Source organism: Staphylococcus sp. GW821-FHT11H10, from assembly GCF_058807855.1.
This window is the reverse complement of sequence record NZ_JBXARC010000017.1, coordinates 1-21,850: the sequence shown is the minus strand read 5'-3', so window position 1 is coordinate 21,850 and position 21,850 is coordinate 1. Positions and strand designations below refer to the sequence as shown.

Here is a 21,850-nt window from a genome sequence, read left to right as displayed (position 1 = left end):
AGAAGTCACAAATAGAAAGGATGAAATTTTATGACTAAAATTAAAATAATGAGTGTACGAGATGAAGATATTCCTTATATTGAAGAATGGGCGGAACAAAATAATGTCGAAGTAGAGTTAAATAAAGAAATATTAACAGAAGATAATGTCGATGATGTTCAAGGATTTGATGGTTTATCTTTGTCTCAACAACATCCAATATCGGAAGATGTATTTGCCAAATTGCAACAATTTGGCATTAAACATATTGCACAACGTAGTGCTGGATTTGATACATACGACTTAAATTTAGCTACACAATATGGCATTATCATATCTAATGTACCGTCATATTCACCTAGTTCAATTGCAGAGTTTGCAGTGACACAAGCCATTAATATTGTAAGAAATCAGAACGACATTCAACGTAAACTTAAAGACTATGATTTTAGATGGGAACCATCAATATTGTCGCGTTCAATAAGCGATTTAACCGTAGCTGTTATAGGAACAGGACGTATTGGTTCGATAGCGGCAAGTATTTTTGCAAAAGGATATAGAAGTCATGTTGTTGCATATGATCCATTTCCTAATGAAAAGGTTGCGCAATATGTTGAGTATAAGGATACGTTGGAAGAAGCTTTACGTGATGCAGATATTGTTACAGTTCATATTCCAGCAACGAAATATAATCCACATCTCTTCAATAGAGATTTATTTTCAAAATTTAAAAAAGGTGCCGTATTTGTAAACGCTGCTAGGGGATCGATAGTAGATACGAGAGCATTACTAGATGCGATTGATAGTGGACACATTAAAGGCGCAGCGTTAGACACCTATGAGCATGAACGAGGGTTGTTCCCAGGAGATTATCGTAATAAAGCAATTAATGATGACTTATTAGATGAACTAATTGCTAGAGAAGATATCTGGTTAACACCACATATCGCGTTTTATACTGATGCGGCAGTTAAGAACTTAATTGTTGATGCACTCGATGCAGTCATTGATGTCATGAATACAGGTACGACAAAATTAAGAGTGAATTAAAAAAATAAGAGTTGGGCATGGGACAGAATTATTTAAAAATTCAATGTCCCATACTCAACTCCTCATATTTTGCCAGCACGATTGCTCACTTTTCTAGTTCGCCTACATCCTAATGGCTTTTGTACGGGCCTTATTGACTGCCTAACAAAAGCAGGTTTCTTATTCAGATCTTATTTTACATCGTAGCCTTGGTCTTCAATAGCTTCTTTCATTTGTTCAACTGATACTCTATTTTCGTCGTAATCGACGCGAACTTGATTTTTATCTAAGTCTACTTCTGCTGAAGTCACACCGTTTAATTTCGCTAGTGCTGATTCAACAGCATTTCTACAATGATCACAACTCATACCTTCAACATTAATAACTTTATTAATCATACCTGTCACCTCCGATGTTCTTAGTAATATATACCCATATTTTACTCCTTTTTAATAAACAAAGAAATAAAATAGAAATGCTTCATAATTATAATTTCATTCGTTTTAGTCTTAAGGCATTACTTACTACACTAACTGAACTTAAGGCCATCGCAGCACCAGCTATCCAAGGGGCAAGTAATCCCATTGCCGCAATAGGGATGCCTGCAATGTTGTATCCAAATGCCCAGAATAAGTTCTGTTTAATATTGCGAATTGTTTTATGACTTGCATGAATGGCCTTAGGAACTAATTGGATATCTCCGCCAAGAATGGTGATATCTGCAGCTTCTATTGCTACTTCAGTGCCCGTTCCCATTGCAATGCCAATATCTGCTTTGACGAGGGCAGGCGCATCATTGATACCGTCACCGACCATAGCGACATTATGTTTCTGTTCTTGTAATTGAGTTATATGATGTGCTTTATCTTCAGGTAGGACGCCGGCAATGACTTGATCAATGCCGACTTCTTTAGCAATAGCTTTTGCAGTTCGTTCATTATCACCAGTTAGCATGACCGTTCTGATATTCATAGATGATAATTGTTGGATAGCTTCTTTAGCAGATGCTTTAACAGTGTCAGCTACAGCAATCATACCTCTTAGTTCGCCATCATAAGCTATTAGCATAACAGTGTGTCCCTCGGCTTCCATCTGTTTCATCTTCTGTTTAATGCTTTGTATATTGATTTGATGATCTAACATTAACTTTTGATTACCTACAAATAACATAGAATCATCTATAATGGCTTGTATTCCGTGACCTGGTAATGTTTGATAATTTGTGACATTTACCAAGTTAACTTTGTGTTGTTTGGCGTAGTTAACAATTGCAGTAGCAAGTGGGTGTTCAGAGTTATTTTCAGCTGAAGCAACTAAAGTTAAGGTATCTTTGTCACCTTCAAAATAAGTTACTTCTGGTTTGCCGTGTGTAAGTGTTCCTGTCTTGTCAAACACAACTGTATCAACTTGATTTGTACGTTCGACATATTCGCCACCTTTAAACAAAATACCATTTTCAGCAGCGCGACCAGTTCCAACCATTATTGAAGTTGGTGTAGCTAAACCAAGTGCACATGGACAAGCAATCACTAGAACTGATATCGCAGCAACAAGTGCATCTTCAAATTGACCAGGATGTACAAGTGTAATCCAAATTAAGAATGTCAGTAAAGCAATCGCAATAACAATTGGAACGAAATAACCTGATATAATATCAGCTAAACGTTGGATAGGTGCTTTAGAACTTTGAGCTTCCTCAACCACTTTAATAATATTGGATAGGGCAGTATCTTTGCCAACTTTAGTTGCCATAATTGTAATAACACCATTCGTATTCATAGTTGAGCCTATTACTACATCATCAACGTGTTTATCAACTGGCATGGATTCACCTGTTAGCATTGATTCATCAATAGCAGTTTCACCCTTAATAATTTTACCATCGACAGGTATCTTTTCACCGGGTTTAATTAACAAGATATCATCTACATTAACTTGATTGAGCGGTACCATTTTCTCCATACCATTATCATCAATTAGGCGTGCCTCTTTTGCTTGTAAGTTAAGTAATTCACTTAATGCATTCGTCGTTTGTGATTTAGCACGTGCTTCTAAATATTTTCCGAAAAGAATTAATGTGATAAGTACAGCGCTTGTCTCAAAGTAAAGGTGAGGCATGTTTGTGGCACCAGAAAACCATTTGATCATTTCATAAATACTGTAAAAGTATGCAGCACTAGTACCTAATGCAACGAGCACATCCATATTAAAGCCACCGTTGCGCAAGTTCTTATAAGCGCCAACATAAAATTGCCAACCAATGATAAATTGGATTGGTGTCGCAAGGATAAATTGGAACCAAGGATTCATTAAGATATCTGGTAAATGCATATTAAAGAGATGGACGAGCATTGTCATTAATAGAGGTAATGACAGAATAGTAGAGATTATTAATTTATTTCGCTTATGCTTAAGTTCTTGTTGTTTACGTGTTGCTTGATCTTCTTCGGATTGTTTAGGCTGTGCGTCGTAACCTAAGTTTCTAATTCGTCCAATTAAGGTATCTAAATCCGTTTGTCCAGGATAATACGTTACCATTGCTTGTTCAGTTGTTAAATTAACTGTCGCATCTTTAACACCTGGTGCTTTATTTAATACTTTCTCTATACGATTTGAACATGCTGCGCAGGTCATACCAGTAATGTCTAACTCAGCTTTGTCAATGACAACATCATACCCAAGCTTTTGAACCGTTGTAACAAAGTCATTTATTGCATAGTCATTAGTATCATATTCAATCGTTGCTTTTTCCGTTGTCAAATTAACTTGTGCTTTTACGTTATCCATTTTATTTAAGCGCTTTTCAATACGATTCGAGCAAGCTGCACAAGTCATACCAGTAATGTTCAATGTGGCATTTTGTTTATTGCTCATTAAGACACCTCCATTACAATTCATACATAATATACCCCCTTAGGGTATTCGAGTCAATGTTTCTGTCTTAATTTTTCGCATAAAAAAAGTAGGACAGAATTTTTTTCGAATTCATTGTCCTACTACTTCGAATTTGCAAAATAGCATCATTATATTATTTATGTCCTAGACTACTAACTACTATTGTAATGATTATATAGCTTACTTAGAAAAAATCAGATGGCTTAAAATTTTCTAAATTTAAGTCTTTATAATTATTAAAATCAAAATTGGATATATTTTGAACAAGTTCACCGTTTTTCGCTTGATTATAATAATAATTTGCTTCGTTCATTACATCATGATCTTGGAATGTCTTTACAACGCCAAGAATGATAAGCAATGCAATGATACCTTTCAATAAACCTCTCATAGAATGTCGCACTCCTTTTTCTGTAATATCTCGTTAGTGGCTTTAGTTGGTTTCTTTAATAGAAGTTTAATTTAATTATATAGGCTTTCTAATAAAATTGCATGAGACTAGGGAACTGGCTTTTTATAGTTCTAAAGTTGTAATAAATTGAACGGTTCTATACACATTGATCTATTGTTTCAAAAGAGTCTTTATTGGGAACGGTTAAGTAAATGGATAAGGAGTGAAAATGAATGAATCTATTAGAATTCCATAAACAAATTAAAGGTTATACTCAAAATCGTCAACCAGGAACAGAGAGAGACATGGATCCTAGACCCATTTCAGAACTAGATGAATATAAAGCAGCTGGTAAATTGCAAGGTAAAGTTGCATTAATTACTGGTGGTGACTCAGGGATTGGTCGCTCTGTTGCGATCTTATTTGCAAAAGAGGGCGCTAATGTAGCTATTGGTTATTATGATGAGCATGAAGATGCAAAGGAAACTGTTAATCGTCTTAAAGAGATTGGCGTAAAGGCTAAAGCATATGCCCATGATTTAAAAGATGCACAACAATCTAAAGATTTAGTGCAACAAGTTGTTCAAGAATTTGGTGGTCTAAATATTCTAGTCAATAATGGTGCGGTCCAATATCCTCAAGATAGTTTCATGGATATTACGCCTGAACAATTTAAAGATACATTCGAAACAAATATATTTGGCATGTTCTTCTTATCACAAGCTGCCGTTCCATATCTAAGTGACAACGATACAATTATTAATACGACAAGTGTGACGGCATATCGTGGTTCTGGTCATTTAATTGATTACGCTTCAACTAAAGGTGCGATTGTTTCGTTTACACGTTCACTAGCAACCACACTAATGGAGAAAAATATTCGAGTTAACGGTGTGGCACCTGGTCCAATTTATACACCACTCATTCCGGCTACTTTTGATGAAGACAAAGTAGAAAATCAAGGTGGCAACACACCAATGGGTAGACGTGGACAACCAGCAGAACTTGCGCCAGCTTATGTATTTCTTGCTACAAATGCGGATAGTTCTTACATCACTGGTCAAATCATCCATGTTAATGGTGGAGACTATATTACAACTTAAATGAAAATTTTAATGTATTGAGCCATAAAGGTGTCTAGTGCCTTTATGGCTTATTTTATGTTGAAAAAGAAAGTGTTTCCGTGCGAAAACCACTTAATTTGTTTAAACTATAATATAAATATTAAATAAAGGTGGGTAAGTACAATGACAGAAAAAGAAAAGATGTTAGCACACCAGTGGTATGATGCCAATTTTGATAAAGATTTGGAAACTGAACGAGTACGTGCAAAAGATTTATGTTTTGACTTTAACCAAACGCGACCGAGTGATGACAGTAGAAGACAGGCTATATTAACTGAATTATTTGGTTATACATTAGAGAATGTCGCAATTAATAGTCCGTTCGATACAGATTATGGTTGGAATGTTAAATTAGGCAAAAATGTGTTTGTTAATAGTAATTGTTACTTCATGGATGGAGGTGGCATCACGATTGGTAATGATGTATTTATAGGTCCGTCTTGTGGCTTCTATACTGCCCATCATCCATTAACGCCTAAAGAACGTAATGCAGGTTTAGAGTTGGCACAGCCGATTACTATTGGAAATAATATTTGGTTTGGTGGCAATGTCGTTGTCACACCTGGTGTAACGATTGGAGATGGTTCAGTTATAGCAGCAGGAAGTGTAGTAACTAAAGATGTACCACCGAATAGCCTAGTTGCGGGTGTGCCTGCTAAAGTAATAAGAGAGATAAATGAAAATGACGCACCTAAAAATTAATAGGACTATTTATCTATAAAACAACTTTTGAGTACTTCCTTAACTTGATGTCGGCTAATTGGATTAAAGGTACAATAGTTAAAGTATACGAATGACTAATAATTAAAACTTTTCAGATAATATGTATGTAAGCGATTGCAAAAATAACCCGAAGCATAGTAGAATGAAATTAATGATACAAATTATCATTTTAAGTAAGTCAATGTTTTACTGATTTTTATAATTCTTACAAATACATAGGGGGTAATTAAGAATGGTAGTACCTTTCAAAAATGAACCTGGGATTGATTTTTCAGTACAAGAAAATGTAGAAAGATTTCAAAAAACGTTAGAGCAAGTTAAAAATGAACTTGGTCAAACACTTCCAATTGTGATTGACGGTGAGCACATTACTAAAGATGATACATTTGATTCAATTAATCCAGCTAATACATCGGAATTAATTGCTAAAGTATCTAAAGCTACTAAGGAAGATGTAGATAAAGCGTTTGAATCTTCAAACAAAGCTTATAAAGCATGGCGTCAATGGTCACATAAAGATCGTGCAGAGTTATTATTACGCGTTGCAGCAATTATTCGCCGTCGTAAAGAGGAAATCTCTGCAGTCATGGTATATGAAGCAGGTAAACCTTGGGATGAGGCTGTTGGCGATGCAGCAGAAGGTATCGACTTTATCGAATACTATGCACGTTCAATGATGGAATTAGCAGATGGTAAACCGGTATTAGATCGTGAAGGAGAACATAACAAGTACTTCTATAAATCAATTGGTACTGGTGTTACAATTCCACCTTGGAACTTCCCATTTGCAATTATGGCTGGTACAACATTAGCACCAGTTGTTGCTGGTAACACAGTTCTATTGAAACCTGCTGAAGATACAGTATTAACAGCGTATAAATTAATCGAAATCTTAGAAGAAGCGGGTCTTCCTAAAGGTGTTGTTAACTTTGTACCTGGTGATCCGAAAGAAATCGGTGACTATTTAGTTGATTCTGTTCATACACACTTTGTTACATTTACAGGTTCACGTGCAACAGGAACTCGTATTTACGAACGTAGCGCAGTTGTTCAAGAAGGACAAACATTCTTAAAACGTGTTATTGCAGAAATGGGCGGTAAAGATGCGATTGTCGTTGATGAAAATATTGATACTGATTTAGCTGCAGAATCAATTATAACGTCAGCATTTGGTTTCTCAGGCCAAAAATGTTCTGCATGTTCACGTGCCATCGTACACAGTTCAGTGTATGATGAAGTATTAGAAAAAGCGGTAGCATTAACTAAAGAATTAACAGTTGGTAACACTGTAGATAATACATTCATGGGCCCTGTTATTAATAAAAAACAATTCGACAAAATTAAAAAATATATCGAAATTGGTGGAAAAGAAGGTAAAATTGAAATCGGTGGCGAAGCTGATGATTCAACGGGTTACTTCATTAAACCAACAATTATTTCAGGATTAAAATCATCTGATCAAGTCATGCAAGAAGAAATCTTTGGTCCAGTGGTTGGCTTTACTAAATTTGATAATTTTGAAGAAGCGATTGAAATTGCGAATGATACAGACTATGGCTTAACAGGTGCGGTTATCACAAATAATCGTGAAAACTGGATTAAAGCAGTGAATGAATTCGATGTAGGTAACTTATATCTTAACCGTGGATGTACTGCAGCAGTAGTAGGTTACCATCCATTTGGTGGCTTCAAAATGTCTGGTACAGATGCCAAAACAGGTAGTCCAGACTACTTATTAAACTTCTTAGAACAAAAAGTCGTTTCAGAAATGTTCTAATGAATTAAGATCAATATATAACAAGTTTAATAAAATTTAGAATAACATTTCTAAATAATTAGTCAGTAAATGAGTATAGTCCATTCATTTACTGACTTATTTTTATTTCATTAAATTGGTGGTACTTGCCTAGGAAGCTGTAATGTAGTTCTTTGACTTTAATCATTAGAACAACTTACTTAAGTGCTCAAGCACGTAAGTTCCATTTCCACAGTTTGTTTTGTTTGTAGATTTGCTAGTTGAAAATTTCTTTGCTGAGGCCCATTCCCCAGCTCTATTTATTATCTATATCAACGCTACTTTCTTAAATGTGTATGACTTAAATGTTAAATAAAAGAAGCAAATTCTATATAATTTCAATAGAATCTGCTTCTCACTTATCTAAGAATATTGTGTCATAAAACCTTTTATTAATAGTTTAATAAAAACAATGTGATTTTTAATTAAGTTTTGTATAGTCTTGGCCATGTAACATCCAACGTACGCCATATTTATCTGTAAAGGCGCCCATTTTTCCACCCCAGAATTGTTCTTTGAGTGGCATTTCAATGTCTAATGAGTCATGATCTTTAATTTCATCGTAAAACTGTTGAACTCTATCTGAATCGTCTTGATTGTTGACATCGAAATCAATAAGTAATGAAATACCATTGTTGATGTTCTCTACACGTCCGAATGAATCAGAGCATAAAATTTTAACACCTAACACTTCAAATTCAGCGTGCATTGTAGCTTCTGCAGCCTGTTCTTTTGTCATGCCAAATTGTTCCGCTTGTTCTTCGCTCACTTCTAATCTTTTGACGTTTGTAGCGCCAAATACTTCTTCGTAATATGCTATTGCATCTTTTGCTTTTTCAAATGCTAAATATGGAAATAATTCAGTCATGATAAAACCCCTTTAGTTAGTTTGTAACCCAGTCCATTATATAATGAATAGATGTAAATAGCGATTAATATACGGTCGTGAAACTTTGAACAAAATAGAATGATTATTCTAATTAATCATGTGCTTTGATATTGATAAGTTTATGAAAGATTTGGTCCATTTGCTTAGGTTTAATCTCGACATTTTCATTCTTTTTCCAATCGATAAATGCATTTAGTACCGAACCAAACACATAGAATACTAGGCTTTTCGGTACTACATTATCAACAGTAATACGATGCATGTTGGTTTTGAAATCCTTTTGCATTATTTCAATTAAATATTTATTGCGAACATCTTCAAACTCTTTATCGTTATATTGCTTAAGTTCAATTCGAGATACCTCTTCTTTATTGAAAGAATTAGCTAAAGTTTGAAAAGGATTATTCAAACGTTCTTTAATATCAGTCGCAAAATAGTCATCGTGTGTTAATTTTAATAGGTATTTAAGCAATTCGTATTTATCGTAAAAATGTTTATAAAAAGTAGTGCGATGAACACTAGCATGCTTACAAATTTTATTAACCGTTAATGGTGTAAACATCTCTTGTTCGAGCAATGAATATAAGCTATCAGTTAATGCTTTTTAGTTTTAATTACCCGTAAGTCTTTATCATTCAAAATTGTTCTCCCCTAACATAGATAGAAGAATCTAATAAATTTGGTGAAACATAATATTTAATTATAGATTATATAAATAAACATGCATTTACATTAAAAATGTAAATTACGTATAAAAAATAAACTGATTAAAAATATGAAATGTATTGTGTAATGATTTTGGCATAGCGTTTTAAAGCGTTATGAAAGGGTATATGATATCCAAATAGAAACATTGTTTAACTATTAAAAATAAAATTGTATTTTTCATAAATTTATTCTATTTTCTAAGTTTAATTTATAGAAATAATCTATATGGGAGGATTTTAATTATGAAAGGCACTAAACAATTAGATCAAATTAAAGAAGATAATAAGAAGCAACTAAAAAAATTATTTAAATATGATAAAGATAATGCATTAACATTTAGCAAAGAAGATCGTGAAAAAGTTCAAGATAAATTTGGCGTATATGTTATCTTCGATAAAAAGACGCCTATCTTCGTTGGTCAAACAGGAGGCTATTCTACTGGTTACCAACTTATTACAAAAGACTTATTCAATAAATTAGGTCAATATAATTTAAAATCAGGCGTCGGCACTACTAAATTTAAAAAAGGTTTAGCACAGAAAAAAGGTGTCAATGAAGAGGATATTAAATCAATTACAGCTGAAGATTATAATTTGAAATTCCAATATGTCAATGTTAAAGATGAACCAGCGTTCATTAATGTTTTAGAAATCTTAGCAATTGAGTATGCTAAAGATAAAGGTTATGAATTATATAATTTTAACCAAAACTAATAACATCAATTGATTAGTATAAATGAATTGTTATAAGAGGTTAGGACAACAGTGGGTCCGGGACTATGAATTAAGAATTAATTCTGTCCTACAATCCATGATAGTCCTAACCTTTTGTTTTCATTTTCTGAAAAGTGGTATTGATGAGTAAAACTTATCTAAAGTAGGAGATACTATGGCAATTCGTGTCCATTTTCAAGACCAATCAAACCACTTCCATACTGCATGTACATTTTCAGCTATTCCTGAGGATGCCAAACTTGTGTGGATTGATTTTGAGAATCCGACGAAAAACGATCAAGCATTACTCACTCAACGATTCAATATTGCTAGGCACCACATAGAGGAATCTGTATTTACAGTTACGAGACCTAAAGTTAGTAATCATCCACAGAAAAAGCATTTATATTTAATATTGCATGCCATTAGTCATAATAATTTCTCAGCAGAACCCCTGAGTATTACTGTTAAGGGTAATTGGATAATCACGGTTCATAAATATCCAATGGAAGTATTATCAGATATCATTACGTCATTCAATAAGTCACCTAAAGCTATAACTACGATTGAACTAACAACTATCATGGTTGATAAAATTACACATCAATATTTTAAATATGTGGATCATGTTGAAGACATAGTTTTTTCTTTTGAGAATCAAAATGTAGATAAAGTCAATAACCGTAAATTAATGGATGATGTATATAATATTCGTTCTGAAATTATTAAACTGAAGCGTGTGCTCATTCCTATGGAGCAACTCCTAAATGAAATAATAGATGAATCACCATTAGACGTATCACATGAATATCAATTATTGATTAAACATATTCATAGTAGATTATTAAGACAAACAGATACGTTAATGGCCTGTGAGCATATCACAGATGATATTAAAGATAATAACGAGTCTTATCGCTCTAATAGAATTAATGGTGTGATGAATGTCTTAACCATTATTTCGTCTATATTCTTTCCGCTATCATTTTTAACGGGATGGTATGGCATGAACTTCTCTTATATGCCAGAACTTGATTGGCATTATAGTTATTTCGTCTTTATTGCTATTTCATTAGTGGTTGTTGTTTCACTCATTACTCTTTTCAAAAAGAAGAACTGGTTCTAACGCAAACTAAATAAGCGTATGATTCTACAAATGGTAGATTCACACGCTTATATCTATTAATGTTGCTTCTTTTCATCTAGGAGCTGTTTATATTTGCGTTTGTAATATTTAGACAGTTTCATGTCATGGACAAAAGAGATTACAGGTCGTGCTGTCATTTGAATACTTCCAATCACAAATAGTATTGTGCCGGCAATCATGGTTTGGTCACTAAAAAATAGAAAACTACCAATTAAAAATATAATGCCCAGTACGATATCGTTGATTTGATATAGGGCTTTGTAGAAGAATGAGATTTGCTTCGCATGATCATCTTCATTAAATTGATTGGTATTAAAATGTAAATCAACATCATCTTTATTTAAACCAGCCATTTTAACACCTCCATTATTTTAAGTAATAACATACTTCCCGTTGTACTTTGACATGAAACTTCTTCATAATGGTCAGAAAGGAGGGGTATGATGTCTTATTCAATGCTTTACAAATCTCTCGTACAAAATTTAGAACTCATCAGTGATGGTGAGTCACTTACACACGTACTTTATAAATATAACGACACAACTGTTACTCATCCAACTAATCCTGATTTAGATATTTTTAAAAAAGTGGTTGAGTGGTTAAATGAATATTTCTCAGGAAATCGTCCGCAAATTGATTTTTCACTTAAACCGGAAGGCACTGATTTTCAAAAAAGTGTGTGGCGAAAGCTACAAGAAATAGAATATGGACAATTAAAAACATATGGTGATCTAGCGAATCTTGTAGGTGAAGAACGCAATAAGCCGAATATGTCTGCACAAGCAATAGGTGGTGCAGTCGGTAGTAATCCGATTTCTATTATTATTCCATGCCATCGCGTGGTTGGAAAAGATGGAAGTTTAACAGGATATGGTGGCACGATTAATCATAAAATTAAACTACTCGAGCTTGAGCAAGTAGATATGAATAATTTGTATAGACCTAAAAATTCAACTAAACCATAACACTTTTACTTTACACGTAAATAAAGAGGCGTTCGAGATAAGAGCCTAAATTGCCCTTATTTTGAATGCCTCTTAATTAATATCAACGTTATTTAGGAATATGATATTGACGTATATCGTCCTGAATATTTTCTAAGTAGTAAATAGACTTATCGTCATCAGTTTGTTCAGTAGCGTGATCGAATTCTAAATCATCGAATCGCTTGAAGAAACTTTCATAGTCTTCAACTGAAACTTCTTGACGTTCATTCAATAAGGCTTTATGTCCTTCAATATCTAATTGTTTTTCATAGCCTTCGACTAGCGTAGCACTAAAGAATTCTCCTACAGAACCAGATCCATAGCTAAATAATCCAATAGTTTGACCACCTTTAAGTGATCTATTCTCTAATAATGAAATCAAACTTAGATATAAAGAGCCAGTATAAATATTACCTACATAGCGATTGTAATATACTGCATCTTCATATCCAGATGTTAAACGTTCTTGCGTCGTTTCATCGGCATCATTGATAATTGAGTCTAAAGCTTTTTTACCCATTTTAGTGAAAGGTACGTGGAAACATAATGACTCAAAGTCAGATAATGTTTTATCTTCACGTCGAGCATATTCGTTCCAACTTTCTTGGAATGATTTGATATATGCATCTTTAGATAACGCACCGGCAACTAATGGATATTTATGTCCAGTTGGTCTCCAGAAGTCATACACATCTTCAGTATATGCAACGGCATCATCATTCAATTCTAAGATACTTGGATTATTTGAAATCAACATAGCTACGGCACCAGCACCTTGTGTCGGTTCACCACCAGATTGAATACCGTAACGAGCTGTATCACTTGCGATAACAAGTACCTTTTCATTAGGTCGTTTCTCAATGTAGTCTTTAGCTAATTGGATTGCAGGTGTTGCAGCATAGCAAGCTTCTTTCATTTCGAAGCAGCGTGCGAATGGCTGAATACCTAGTAAATTGTGAATTTGTACTGCAGCAGCTTTGGCATTATCGATTGCAGATTCAGTTGCTACAATGACCATTCCAATATGTTTTTTATCATCATCTGTTATAATATCTTTAGCAGCATTAGCCCCCATAGATACAATATCTTGTGATACTGGACTGACTGCCATTTGGGTTTGACCAATCCCAATTAAAAATTTATTTGGATCAACTTGGCGAGCTTCAGCAAGCTTAGCCATGTCTACATAGTATTTAGGTACGTAAAAGTTAATTTTATCGATTCCTATACTCACGGGCACTACATCCTTTCGTTATTCTAATTTTATAATTCATATTAATAGTAGCTTTTTGAGACAATTTCATTTAAAATGCTCACTAATAGAAAGCGTTTTCATACGAAAAGTTAAATGCAATAACGCATGTCGTTTAATACAGTAATAAAATAAAATACGTGAAACTGCATGGTAGAACATTGAGTGTGAGATAACTTCTATCGGCTATTATTAATAATCATATTAATAGTTATTTTACCAAATTAAATAACTAAATTACAATTTATATATAAACTACATATAAGGAGATAAAGAATGAAAAAAATTGCTATAGTTAGTGCTAAAAGAACGCCAATCGGTAGATATAAAGGTAAATTAAGAAATTATTCTGCAGTTGAATTGGGAACGACAGCTTTGAAAGGTGCAATCGATTCAGCAAATATTGATCCTAATATAATACAACAAGTTATTTTCGGTAATGTGCTACAAAGTGGTGTAGGACAAAACCCAGCACGTCAAATTGCGATTAAAGCGGGTGTACCTGATACAACACCAGCTATGACAATTAATGAGGTATGTGGATCAGGTCTTAAAGCAATTATATTAGGGAAACAGTTAATTCAATTAGGTGAAGCGGATGTAGTAGCAGTGGGTGGAGTTGAAAGTATGACAAATGCCCCACAATTAATCTTAAAAGAAGGTCAAGAACCAGTGGAAAGCTTTATGCATGATGGTTTAACAGATGCCTTTCATTATGTACCAATGGGTGTAACAGCTGAGAACATAGCTGAAAAATATGACATCACGCGTGAAATGCAAGATGAGTTCGCAAATCATTCACAAGCTAAAGCAGCTAAAGCGACGCAAGATGGTAAATTTAATAATGAAATCATCGGTATGACTGACGCAGAAGGGGAACAAATGACTTCTGATGAAGGTGTTCGCCCAAATAGTAGTGTTGAGAAGCTTGCGACATTAAAGACAATTTTCAAAGAAGATGGGACAGTAACTGGTGGTAATGCTTCAAGTATTAATGATGGTTCATCTGCACTCATTTTAATGGAAGAATCATATGCTAAAGCGCATGGTTACGATATTTTAGGAATTGTTGGAGATTATGCAGAAGTAGGTTGTGACCCACAATATATGGGCTATGCGCCATTCTATGCTGTTGAGAAGCTACTTGATAAAACGGATAGCAAAATCGATGACGTTGATATTGTAGAAATGACTGAAGCATTTGCTGCACAAAGTATACCAGTCAAAGACAATTTGCATATTCCAGATGAAAAATTAAATATCTATGGCGGTGCTATTGCACTAGGACACCCAATTGGTGCCAGTGGTGCTAGATTAGTCACTACTTTAGTGAACGCACTTGAACAAGAAAATAAACGTACGGGTATTGCTACAGCATGTATTGGTGGAGGACTAGGTATCGCTCTAATGATTGATAAAGGGGAATAATGGTATGAAGAGTTTAGATAAGACATTTCGACATTTATCTCGTGAAGATAAATTAAAACAACTTGTTGATTATGGATGGTTAACTGATGAAAGCTATGATGTTTTACTAAAAAATCCATTAATTAATGAAGAAGTTGCGAATAGTTTAATTGAGAATGTAATTGGTCAAGGTACATTGCCTGTAGGTTTATTACCTAAAATCATTGTCGATGATAAAGAATATGTTGTACCGATGATGGTTGAAGAACCTTCAGTAGTAGCTGCTGCAAGCTATGGCGCTAAGTTAGTCAACAATACAGGTGGCTTTAAAACAGTTAAGAGTGAACGATTAATGATTGGCCAAATTGTATTTGATGATGTTAGTGATACAGATGCCTTAGCACAAGCCATATATGATTTAGAGCCACAAATTAAACAGATTGCAGCTGAAGCTTACCCATCAATTATAGAACGTGGTGGTGGTTACAGACGTATTGAAATTGATACGTTCCCAGAGAATCAACTATTGTCTTTAAAAGTATTTGTAGATACTAAAGATGCAATGGGTGCCAATATGCTTAATACAATCTTGGAAGCTATAACTGCACATATGAAGAATGAGTTTCCAAATCGCGATGTGCTTATGAGCATTTTGTCTAACCATGCCACAGCCTCAGTAGTACGAGTTCAAGGTGAAATTGATATCAAAGATTTAAATAAAGGTGATCGTTCTGGTGAAGAAGTAGCACAACGCATGGAGCGTGCTTCTGTACTAGCACAAGTCGATATACATCGTGCTGCAACACACAATAAAGGTGTTATGAATGGCATTCACGCCGTAGTCTTAGCAACTGGTAATGATACGCGCGGAGCAGAAGCAAGTGCACATGCATATGCCAGTCGTGATGAACAATATAGAGGTATTGCGACTTGGAAGTTTGATAAAGAACGTGGTCGCTTAGTCGGAACAATAGAAGTACCGATGACATTAGCGATCGTCGGTGGCGGTACGAAAGTATTGCCAATTGCGAAAGCATCACTTGAATTATTGAATGTTCAATCAGCACAAGAATTAGGTCAGGTTGTTGCTGCTGTTGGATTGGCACAGAACTTTTCAGCATGTAGAGCCTTAGTTTCTGAAGGTATTCAAAAAGGTCACATGAGTTTACAATACAAATCATTAGCTATCGTAGTAGGTGCTCAAGGTGATGAGATTGCTCGTGTTGCCGAAGCATTGAAAGCTGCGCCTAAAGCTAATACTGCTACAGCTCAACAAATTTTAAAAGATTTACGACAACAATAACAATATTTAGAAAAGCCACTAATTACGAGTAAGGTTCTTAAATCAAGACCTCGATTCATAAGTAGTGGCTTTTATTTATCATTTATATGTCATTATTTATTTTAGTAGATGTAATTATAATTACGTGCAGACCATTTACTTAAGTAGCGAGTTCCGTATGCACTAGGTCTATTGTAATTATATTCAGAAACTTTAATACTACCATTACTATATACACGTTCAACTACAGCAACGTGACCATAATATCCTGCAGTAGATTGCATTACTGCGTAGCGTTTAGGCGTGTGACCAGTTCTGTAACCAGAGCGTTTTGCGTTGTAATACCAGTTTTTTGCATTTCCCCAACGATTTGAAACAGGTTTGCCAAGTTGAGCACGGCGTTGATATGCCCACCAAGTACATTGACCTTTCGTATAGTAATTATATGAAGCGGCTTTAGATACGTGCGTGTGTTCAATGTTTTGATATGTAAAAGTTCCTGCGAACATGATTCCAGTAGCGAGTAAAAGACGTGAAAATAATTTTTTAAATTTCATTTTGTTCTCCTCAAAATATAAAAGAATTAAAAACTGTATTAATCATATTTGTTAAAAAGGTGTAATACAATATAAGAAACGAATTATACAAGTAACTGTAATATATATGAAATATAACTGCGTAATTTGTAACTTATTTTACATTAAAGTAATTTTGCACAATTTAAGATAGTAGCATGGTATTGTCTTAAAGTTCGTAGCATCATTTAATTTTAAATGTGAAATTTTTTAAGTTTACCCTATAATAAAAGCGCCATAAAGGCGCTTGGTGAGATGATACGTCCATGATGTATAATAACAAATTAGAAATTATACATTTGTGAATTGGTTAAAAACAGCCAATGCTCTTTTAACGATAGTCACGGGTATGTTTTCTGGACATGGATTATTTCGAAAATATGACAATACTTCTACTTGGCTCTTCACGTCTCTAGGGAAATTGCTATCTTGATTAATCCAATTTACCAATTCACCTAATGGTGTGTCATCACCAACAAAATTTTGCATAAATTCGTAAAAGCTCAATGCCTCACCTCTTCAATCAATTTGAGCCTATGTGATTATAACATTTTTTTATAATGAAACATATAGGGTCTTACATTGAATTTGAATTAGACTTGTTCTCGGAAATATTTAGTTTAACTTTACATATTTTTATTTTCTCAAAAATATTTCGTGTATAATGAAATTACAATAATGAACAAAGAGGGTGAGCATTTGGACATCAAACATATGAAATATTTTATGGAAGTAGTTAATCAAGGTGGTATGACAAATGCTTCGAAATCTCTATACATAGCGCAGCCGACGATTAGTAAAGCAATTAAAGATATAGAAAATGAATTGAAAATGACATTATTTGATCGTCAAAAGCGTTACCTCGTACTCACTGATGCGGGTAAAATATTCTATAAAAAGTGCGAAGAAATTATAACGTTATATGATAATATTCCTTTCGAAATTAATGGGCTATTAGGATTAGAAACAGGTCATATCAATATAGGTATGTCTGCAGTAATGGACATGCAACAATTTATCTACATACTAGGGGAGTTTCACAAGCTCTATCCAAACGTTACGTATAATTTAAATGAAAGTGGCGGTAAATCTATAGAGACGCGACTTATTAATGATCAAATTGATATTGGAATTACTACCATTCCAATAGATGAGAACGTCTTTGACTATTTACCATTATATAGCGAAGATTTGAGATTAGTTGTAAGTAAAGAACATGACCTTGCATCACGTGATTCTGTTACAATGGCAGAACTTAAGAATGAAGATTTTATATTGTTTAACGAAGACTTTTACCTTAATGATAAAATTATTGCCGCAGCTAAAAATGCAGGTTTTCTCCCAAATACGGTTTCAAATGTCTCGCAATGGAACTTTATTGAGTATCTGTTGCTGGCACGTTTAGGTGTAAGTATCTTACCAGAGCACATCGCTAACATGCTCAAAGACAATATCAGAAGTATTAAGATTGAGGATACTGGAATGAGTTGGGAACTAGGTGCAATTTGGAAAAAGGATAAACTATTAAGTCACGCTACCTCTAAATGGATAGAATTTATGAGCAAAAGATTAAAATATGACTAAATAATACTTCATAACAACAAGCACAATAAATAGATAAATAAAAATAGAGAAGCGTTTAAACGAAACGCTTCTCTATTTTATTTGCATATGTTGGGTTCGTTCCGAACGCAATAATATTGTCATCGAAATTCAATCACACCAATACGTATAGTTATTAAAGCGATTACATAGAAATAAACTATAGGTGGTATTTAAAATGGATATTTTTCTATTTTCTTAGGTTGAATTAGAATGATGAATGTAGGTTTAAATTTCACTGTAACAATTTCGACATATTTTAGTGGGAGGTCAGTCTTCTTGAAAAAAGTATTATTTATTTCAAAAGTTATCATACAAATTGCCATTATCATAGTCATTAGTTACTTAGGTAGTTTATTGCAAACATTATTGCATATACCACTAGCTGGAAGTATCGTAGGCATGATAATGTTGTACATTTTACTTGAACTGAAAGTGATACGTATGAATTGGATATCTGACGGCGCAGAATTTCTATTAGCTACAATGGTGTTTTTCTTTATACCTTCTGTAGTAGGAATAATGGATGTTGTTTCTGATATTACAAAGAGTTATATCATTTTCTTCTTATTAATTATTGTAGGTACAAGTTGCGTTGCACTAGCTTCTGGTTACATCGCTGAAAAGATGGTTAAACAACCTAACGTTAAGAGAGGTCATCAATAGTATGACATTCATTCAAGCTATCTTAATGATATTGTTGACCGTCGTTATGTATTTTTCTGCAAAAAAGCTACAACAAAAATATGATAATCCATTTTTGAACCCAGCGTTAGTAGGTTCGGTTGGTGTCATTATTGTATTATTGTTAACACATCAAAACTATCATGATTATATGACAGGTGGTAAATGGATCAATCATTTATTGAATGCCACTGTTGTATGTTTAGCTTACCCACTATATAAGAATCGACATAAAATTATTGAGAATTTAAGTATTATCTTTTCAAGCGTGATGGTTGGCGTAATACTTAATTTTGTGTTAGTGTTTACCTCGTTAAACTTATTGGGTTACGATGAGGAGACGATAGTAACAATATTACCACGTTCAATAACAGCTGCTGTAGGTATCGAAGTATCACAGGAATTAGGTGGTACTGATACGATTACAGTATTATTCATTATAACTACAGGTTTAATAGGTAGTATGATGGGATCAATGTTATTGAAAGTAGGTAACTTTAAGACCTCTATTGCCAGAGGGTTAACATATGGGAATGCATCACACGCTTTTGGTACCGCAAAAGCATTAGAACACGATACTGAATCTGGTGCATTTAGTTCAATTGGAATGATATTAACTGCTGTAATTAGTTCGATACTTATTCCAATTATGATTATTTTATTCTACTAAAGGGAATATATATATTGTACTCGTTTAAAAAGAGAAAGGAGCTATTGTAATAATGGCGAAGATAAAAGCAAACGAAGCATTAGTTAAAGCGTTAGAAGCATGGGATATTGATCACTTATATGGTATTCCAGGGGATTCAATTGACGCAGTAGTAGATAGTCTACGTACTGTTAGAGACTCATTTAAATTCTATCATGTACGTCATGAAGAAGTAGCAAGTTTAGCTGCAGCTTCATACACTAAGATGACAGGTAAAATTGGGGTAGCATTAAGTATCGGTGGTCCTGGTATCGTTCACTTATTAAATGGTATGTATGATGCAAAAATGGATCGCGTACCTCAATTAATTTTAGCTGGTCAAACAAATAGTACTTTATTAGGTACAAAAGCTTTCCAAGAAACAAACATTACTGATATGGTGTCAGATGTTTCTGTATATAATCACCAAATTCAAAAAGGTGATAACGTATTTGAAATTGTTAACGAAGCTATTCGTACAGCATACGAAAAACGCGGTGTAGCAGTAGTTGTATGTCCTAATGACTTATTAACTCAAAAAATTAAAGATACAACTCATCGTGCTATAGACACTACTAAACCAAAAGCACCAACTCCAACATTACGTAGCATTAAAAAAGCAGCAAAATTAATCGATAAAAGTAAAAAACCAGTAATGATTATTGGTGTAGGTGCACAAAATGCTAAAGATGAATTACGTGAATTTGTAGAAGCGGCTAAAATTCCAGTAATTCATACGTTACCAGCTAAAACAATCATTCCTGATGATCACCCATATAGCATCGGTAACTTAGGTAAAATCGGAACAAAAACATCTTACCAAACAATTCAAGATGCCGATTTATTAATCATGGCAGGTACTAACTATCCTTACGTTGACTACCTACCTAAGAAAAATATTAAAGCAATTCAAATTGATACAAACCCAGATGTAATTGGACATCGTTTCAGTGTCAATGTTGGTATCGTTGGTGACGCGAAACTTGCTTTCCATCAATTAACTGATGCTATCAAACACGTACCACAACGCCCATTCTTAGAAAAAACATTAGAACGTAAAGCTGTTTGGGATAAATGGATGGAACAAGATATGAATCAAGAAAGCACACCAATCCGCCCAGAACGTTTAATGAAATCAATTAGTAAATATAGTGACGATGATGCTGTATTCTCAATCGATGTAGGTACATCTACAGTTTGGTCAACACGTTACCTAAACTTATCGGTAAATAATAAATTTATTATTTCTTCTTGGTTAGGTACAATGGGTTGCGGACTTCCAGGAGCAATTGCTTCTAAAATCGCTTTCCCTAAACGTCAAGCTATCTCAATTAGCGGTGACGGTGCATTCCAAATGGTAATGCAAGACTTTGCAACTGCTGTTCAATATGACTTACCAATGACAATTTTTGTTATGAATAACAAACAATTATCATTTATTAAATATGAACAACAAGCTGCAGGTGAATTAGAATATGCCATTGATTTCTCTGATATGGACCATGCTAAATTCGCTGAAGCTGCAGGCGGTAAAGGTTATGTATTAAAAGATCCTAGCCGTATCGATGAAGTAGTAGAAGCAGCGTTAAATGAAAATGTACCAACAATCGTTGATGTACATGTTGATCCAAATGCCGCACCATTACCAGGTAAAATTGTTAATGAAGAAGCAATCAACTATGGTAAATGGGCTTACAGATCAATCACTGAAGATAAAAAATTAGACTTCGACGAAATTCCACCAATTTCTGTCGCTGCTAAACGTTTCTTATAAGAAATAGATTCGACACACTGACGAAAGCAATGCTTTTGTCAGTGTTTTTTTATGAATATTTGGCTCTATAATAAATTGGACTGATGACTAAAAATCATCAGTCCAATTTTTATGTTTGAATACAAAAATAGCGCAATTACCTCTATAATTATTAGCTACCAAACAAAATAAAAAAGAAAGGTAATGCGCCTATGTGTAAGTCTATAT

Annotated in this window: 21 protein-coding genes and 1 pseudogene; 13 read left to right on the top strand and 9 right to left on the bottom strand. The window is 34.0% G+C overall.

The window, feature by feature from the left end; genetic code table 11:
• Positions 1–30 precede the first annotated feature (30 nt).
• Positions 31–1,029: a D-lactate dehydrogenase gene (locus AC1RRU_RS09355; RefSeq protein ID WP_011274818.1), complete on the top strand. Its 999-nt coding sequence runs from the start codon at positions 31–33 to the stop codon at positions 1,027–1,029.
• A 170-nt stretch (positions 1,030–1,199) separates the two neighbouring features.
• Here AC1RRU_RS09355 and copZ read toward each other — a convergent pair whose 3' ends face one another.
• The 3 genes from copZ to cwrA form a co-directional block, all read right to left on the bottom strand.
• Entirely contained in the window at positions 1,200–1,406 is a 207-nt protein-coding gene (gene copZ / locus AC1RRU_RS09350; protein ID WP_029376679.1) for a copper chaperone CopZ, read from the bottom strand.
• Between the two features lie 88 nt (positions 1,407–1,494).
• Entirely contained in the window at positions 1,495–3,882 is a 2,388-nt protein-coding gene (locus tag AC1RRU_RS09345; RefSeq protein ID WP_493196577.1) for a heavy metal translocating P-type ATPase, read from the bottom strand.
• 205 nt (positions 3,883–4,087) lie between these two features.
• Positions 4,088–4,294, bottom strand: coding sequence for a cell wall inhibition responsive protein CwrA (cwrA, locus tag AC1RRU_RS09340; RefSeq protein ID WP_011274822.1), 207 nt, complete (start codon positions 4,292–4,294; stop codon positions 4,088–4,090).
• A gap of 233 nt (positions 4,295–4,527) precedes the next feature.
• Here cwrA and AC1RRU_RS09335 point away from each other — a divergent pair, with 233 nt between their 5' ends.
• The 3 genes from AC1RRU_RS09335 (at position 4,528) to pruA (ending at position 7,918) form a co-directional block, all read left to right on the top strand.
• On the top strand, positions 4,528–5,397 hold the full coding sequence (locus AC1RRU_RS09335; protein ID WP_016931238.1) for an SDR family oxidoreductase: 870 nt from the start codon (positions 4,528–4,530) through the stop codon (positions 5,395–5,397).
• 144 nt (positions 5,398–5,541) lie between these two features.
• Positions 5,542–6,120: a sugar O-acetyltransferase gene (locus tag AC1RRU_RS09330; RefSeq protein ID WP_011274824.1), complete on the top strand. Its 579-nt coding sequence runs from the start codon at positions 5,542–5,544 to the stop codon at positions 6,118–6,120.
• 253 nt (positions 6,121–6,373) lie between these two features.
• Complete coding sequence (gene pruA / locus AC1RRU_RS09325; RefSeq protein WP_011274825.1) at positions 6,374–7,918, top strand: L-glutamate gamma-semialdehyde dehydrogenase; 1,545 nt, start codon at positions 6,374–6,376, stop codon at positions 7,916–7,918.
• A 439-nt stretch (positions 7,919–8,357) separates the two neighbouring features.
• On the opposite strand, the gene AC1RRU_RS09320 is transcribed toward pruA, so the two are convergent.
• The gene (locus AC1RRU_RS09320; RefSeq protein ID WP_011274827.1) at positions 8,358–8,804 is read right to left on the bottom strand and encodes a VOC family protein; all 447 of its coding nucleotides are present in this window, start codon (positions 8,802–8,804) and stop codon (positions 8,358–8,360) included.
• A gap of 112 nt (positions 8,805–8,916) precedes the next feature.
• Positions 8,917–9,464, bottom strand: a pseudogene (locus tag AC1RRU_RS09315) (TetR/AcrR family transcriptional regulator).
• A 311-nt stretch (positions 9,465–9,775) separates the two neighbouring features.
• Between AC1RRU_RS09315 and AC1RRU_RS09310 the strand changes: the two are divergent.
• Positions 9,776–10,246 (top strand): hypothetical protein, encoded by a 471-nt coding sequence (locus AC1RRU_RS09310; RefSeq protein WP_011274829.1) that lies wholly within the window; start codon positions 9,776–9,778, stop codon positions 10,244–10,246.
• A gap of 175 nt (positions 10,247–10,421) precedes the next feature.
• On the top strand, positions 10,422–11,372 hold the full coding sequence (locus AC1RRU_RS09305) for a CorA metal ion transporter family protein (RefSeq protein ID WP_037536135.1): 951 nt from the start codon (positions 10,422–10,424) through the stop codon (positions 11,370–11,372).
• Between the two features lie 56 nt (positions 11,373–11,428).
• Here AC1RRU_RS09305 and AC1RRU_RS09300 read toward each other — a convergent pair whose 3' ends face one another.
• On the bottom strand, positions 11,429–11,746 hold the full coding sequence (locus AC1RRU_RS09300; protein WP_011274831.1) for a YrhK family protein: 318 nt from the start codon (positions 11,744–11,746) through the stop codon (positions 11,429–11,431).
• A gap of 90 nt (positions 11,747–11,836) precedes the next feature.
• Here AC1RRU_RS09300 and AC1RRU_RS09295 point away from each other — a divergent pair, with 90 nt between their 5' ends.
• Positions 11,837–12,358: a methylated-DNA--[protein]-cysteine S-methyltransferase gene (locus tag AC1RRU_RS09295; RefSeq protein WP_016931240.1), complete on the top strand. Its 522-nt coding sequence runs from the start codon at positions 11,837–11,839 to the stop codon at positions 12,356–12,358.
• An 88-nt stretch (positions 12,359–12,446) separates the two neighbouring features.
• On the opposite strand, the gene AC1RRU_RS09290 is transcribed toward AC1RRU_RS09295, so the two are convergent.
• Positions 12,447–13,613 (bottom strand): hydroxymethylglutaryl-CoA synthase, encoded by a 1,167-nt coding sequence (locus AC1RRU_RS09290; protein WP_011274833.1) that lies wholly within the window; start codon positions 13,611–13,613, stop codon positions 12,447–12,449.
• Positions 13,614–13,907: 294 nt separating this feature from the next.
• Between AC1RRU_RS09290 and AC1RRU_RS09285 the strand changes: the two genes are divergently transcribed.
• Both AC1RRU_RS09285 and AC1RRU_RS09280 read left to right on the top strand, forming a co-directional pair.
• Positions 13,908–15,059 (top strand): thiolase family protein, encoded by a 1,152-nt coding sequence (locus AC1RRU_RS09285; protein ID WP_011274835.1) that lies wholly within the window; start codon positions 13,908–13,910, stop codon positions 15,057–15,059.
• Positions 15,060–15,063: 4 nt separating this feature from the next.
• Positions 15,064–16,341 carry a hydroxymethylglutaryl-CoA reductase, degradative gene (locus AC1RRU_RS09280; protein WP_016931241.1) on the top strand — a complete coding sequence of 426 codons (1,278 nt, stop codon included), beginning with the start codon at positions 15,064–15,066 and terminating at the stop codon, positions 16,339–16,341.
• 101 nt (positions 16,342–16,442) lie between these two features.
• On the opposite strand, the gene AC1RRU_RS09275 is transcribed toward AC1RRU_RS09280, so the two are convergent.
• Positions 16,443–16,877: a CHAP domain-containing protein gene (locus tag AC1RRU_RS09275; RefSeq protein ID WP_011274837.1), complete on the bottom strand. Its 435-nt coding sequence runs from the start codon at positions 16,875–16,877 to the stop codon at positions 16,443–16,445.
• A 309-nt stretch (positions 16,878–17,186) separates the two neighbouring features.
• The gene (locus AC1RRU_RS09270; RefSeq protein ID WP_011274838.1) at positions 17,187–17,402 is read right to left on the bottom strand and encodes a sterile alpha motif-like domain-containing protein; all 216 of its coding nucleotides are present in this window, start codon (positions 17,400–17,402) and stop codon (positions 17,187–17,189) included.
• A gap of 192 nt (positions 17,403–17,594) precedes the next feature.
• Here AC1RRU_RS09270 and cidR point away from each other — a divergent pair, with 192 nt between their 5' ends.
• From cidR to AC1RRU_RS09250, 4 genes are all read left to right on the top strand, one after another.
• The gene (cidR, locus tag AC1RRU_RS09265; protein WP_016931243.1) at positions 17,595–18,479 is read left to right on the top strand and encodes a cidABC operon transcriptional activator CidR; all 885 of its coding nucleotides are present in this window, start codon (positions 17,595–17,597) and stop codon (positions 18,477–18,479) included.
• Positions 18,480–18,776: 297 nt separating this feature from the next.
• The gene (locus tag AC1RRU_RS09260) at positions 18,777–19,163 is read left to right on the top strand and encodes a CidA/LrgA family protein (RefSeq protein ID WP_029376681.1); all 387 of its coding nucleotides are present in this window, start codon (positions 18,777–18,779) and stop codon (positions 19,161–19,163) included.
• A 1-nt stretch (position 19,164) separates the two neighbouring features.
• Positions 19,165–19,851, top strand: coding sequence for an LrgB family protein (locus AC1RRU_RS09255; protein ID WP_016931245.1), 687 nt, complete (start codon positions 19,165–19,167; stop codon positions 19,849–19,851).
• Between the two features lie 52 nt (positions 19,852–19,903).
• Entirely contained in the window at positions 19,904–21,643 is a 1,740-nt protein-coding gene (locus AC1RRU_RS09250; RefSeq protein WP_011274844.1) for a pyruvate oxidase, read from the top strand.
• Positions 21,644–21,850: the final 207 nt, after the last annotated feature.

What these genes read in the sequence shown, in the direction of transcription:
- AC1RRU_RS09295 (WP_016931240.1), top strand. Translation starts at nt 11,837, where the DNA reads ATGTCTTATTCAATGCTTTACAAATCTCTCGTACAAAATTTAGAACTC.
- AC1RRU_RS09300 (WP_011274831.1), bottom strand. Translation starts at nt 11,746, where the DNA reads ATGGCTGGTTTAAATAAAGATGATGTTGATTTACATTTTAATACCAAT.
- AC1RRU_RS09320 (WP_011274827.1), bottom strand. Translation starts at nt 8,804, where the DNA reads ATGACTGAATTATTTCCATATTTAGCATTTGAAAAAGCAAAAGATGCA.
- AC1RRU_RS09275 (WP_011274837.1), bottom strand. Translation starts at nt 16,877, where the DNA reads ATGAAATTTAAAAAATTATTTTCACGTCTTTTACTCGCTACTGGAATC.
- AC1RRU_RS09335 (WP_016931238.1), top strand. Translation starts at nt 4,528, where the DNA reads ATGAATCTATTAGAATTCCATAAACAAATTAAAGGTTATACTCAAAAT.
- AC1RRU_RS09330 (WP_011274824.1), top strand. Translation starts at nt 5,542, where the DNA reads ATGACAGAAAAAGAAAAGATGTTAGCACACCAGTGGTATGATGCCAAT.
- cwrA (WP_011274822.1), bottom strand. Translation starts at nt 4,294, where the DNA reads ATGAGAGGTTTATTGAAAGGTATCATTGCATTGCTTATCATTCTTGGC.
- copZ (WP_029376679.1), bottom strand. Translation starts at nt 1,406, where the DNA reads ATGATTAATAAAGTTATTAATGTTGAAGGTATGAGTTGTGATCATTGT.
- AC1RRU_RS09280 (WP_016931241.1), top strand. Translation starts at nt 15,064, where the DNA reads ATGAAGAGTTTAGATAAGACATTTCGACATTTATCTCGTGAAGATAAA.
- AC1RRU_RS09310 (WP_011274829.1), top strand. Translation starts at nt 9,776, where the DNA reads ATGAAAGGCACTAAACAATTAGATCAAATTAAAGAAGATAATAAGAAG.
- AC1RRU_RS09305 (WP_037536135.1), top strand. Translation starts at nt 10,422, where the DNA reads ATGGCAATTCGTGTCCATTTTCAAGACCAATCAAACCACTTCCATACT.
- pruA (WP_011274825.1), top strand. Translation starts at nt 6,374, where the DNA reads ATGGTAGTACCTTTCAAAAATGAACCTGGGATTGATTTTTCAGTACAA.
- AC1RRU_RS09255 (WP_016931245.1), top strand. Translation starts at nt 19,165, where the DNA reads ATGACATTCATTCAAGCTATCTTAATGATATTGTTGACCGTCGTTATG.
- AC1RRU_RS09285 (WP_011274835.1), top strand. Translation starts at nt 13,908, where the DNA reads ATGAAAAAAATTGCTATAGTTAGTGCTAAAAGAACGCCAATCGGTAGA.
- AC1RRU_RS09250 (WP_011274844.1), top strand. Translation starts at nt 19,904, where the DNA reads ATGGCGAAGATAAAAGCAAACGAAGCATTAGTTAAAGCGTTAGAAGCA.
- AC1RRU_RS09355 (WP_011274818.1), top strand. Translation starts at nt 31, where the DNA reads ATGACTAAAATTAAAATAATGAGTGTACGAGATGAAGATATTCCTTAT.
- AC1RRU_RS09345 (WP_493196577.1), bottom strand. Translation starts at nt 3,882, where the DNA reads ATGAGCAATAAACAAAATGCCACATTGAACATTACTGGTATGACTTGT.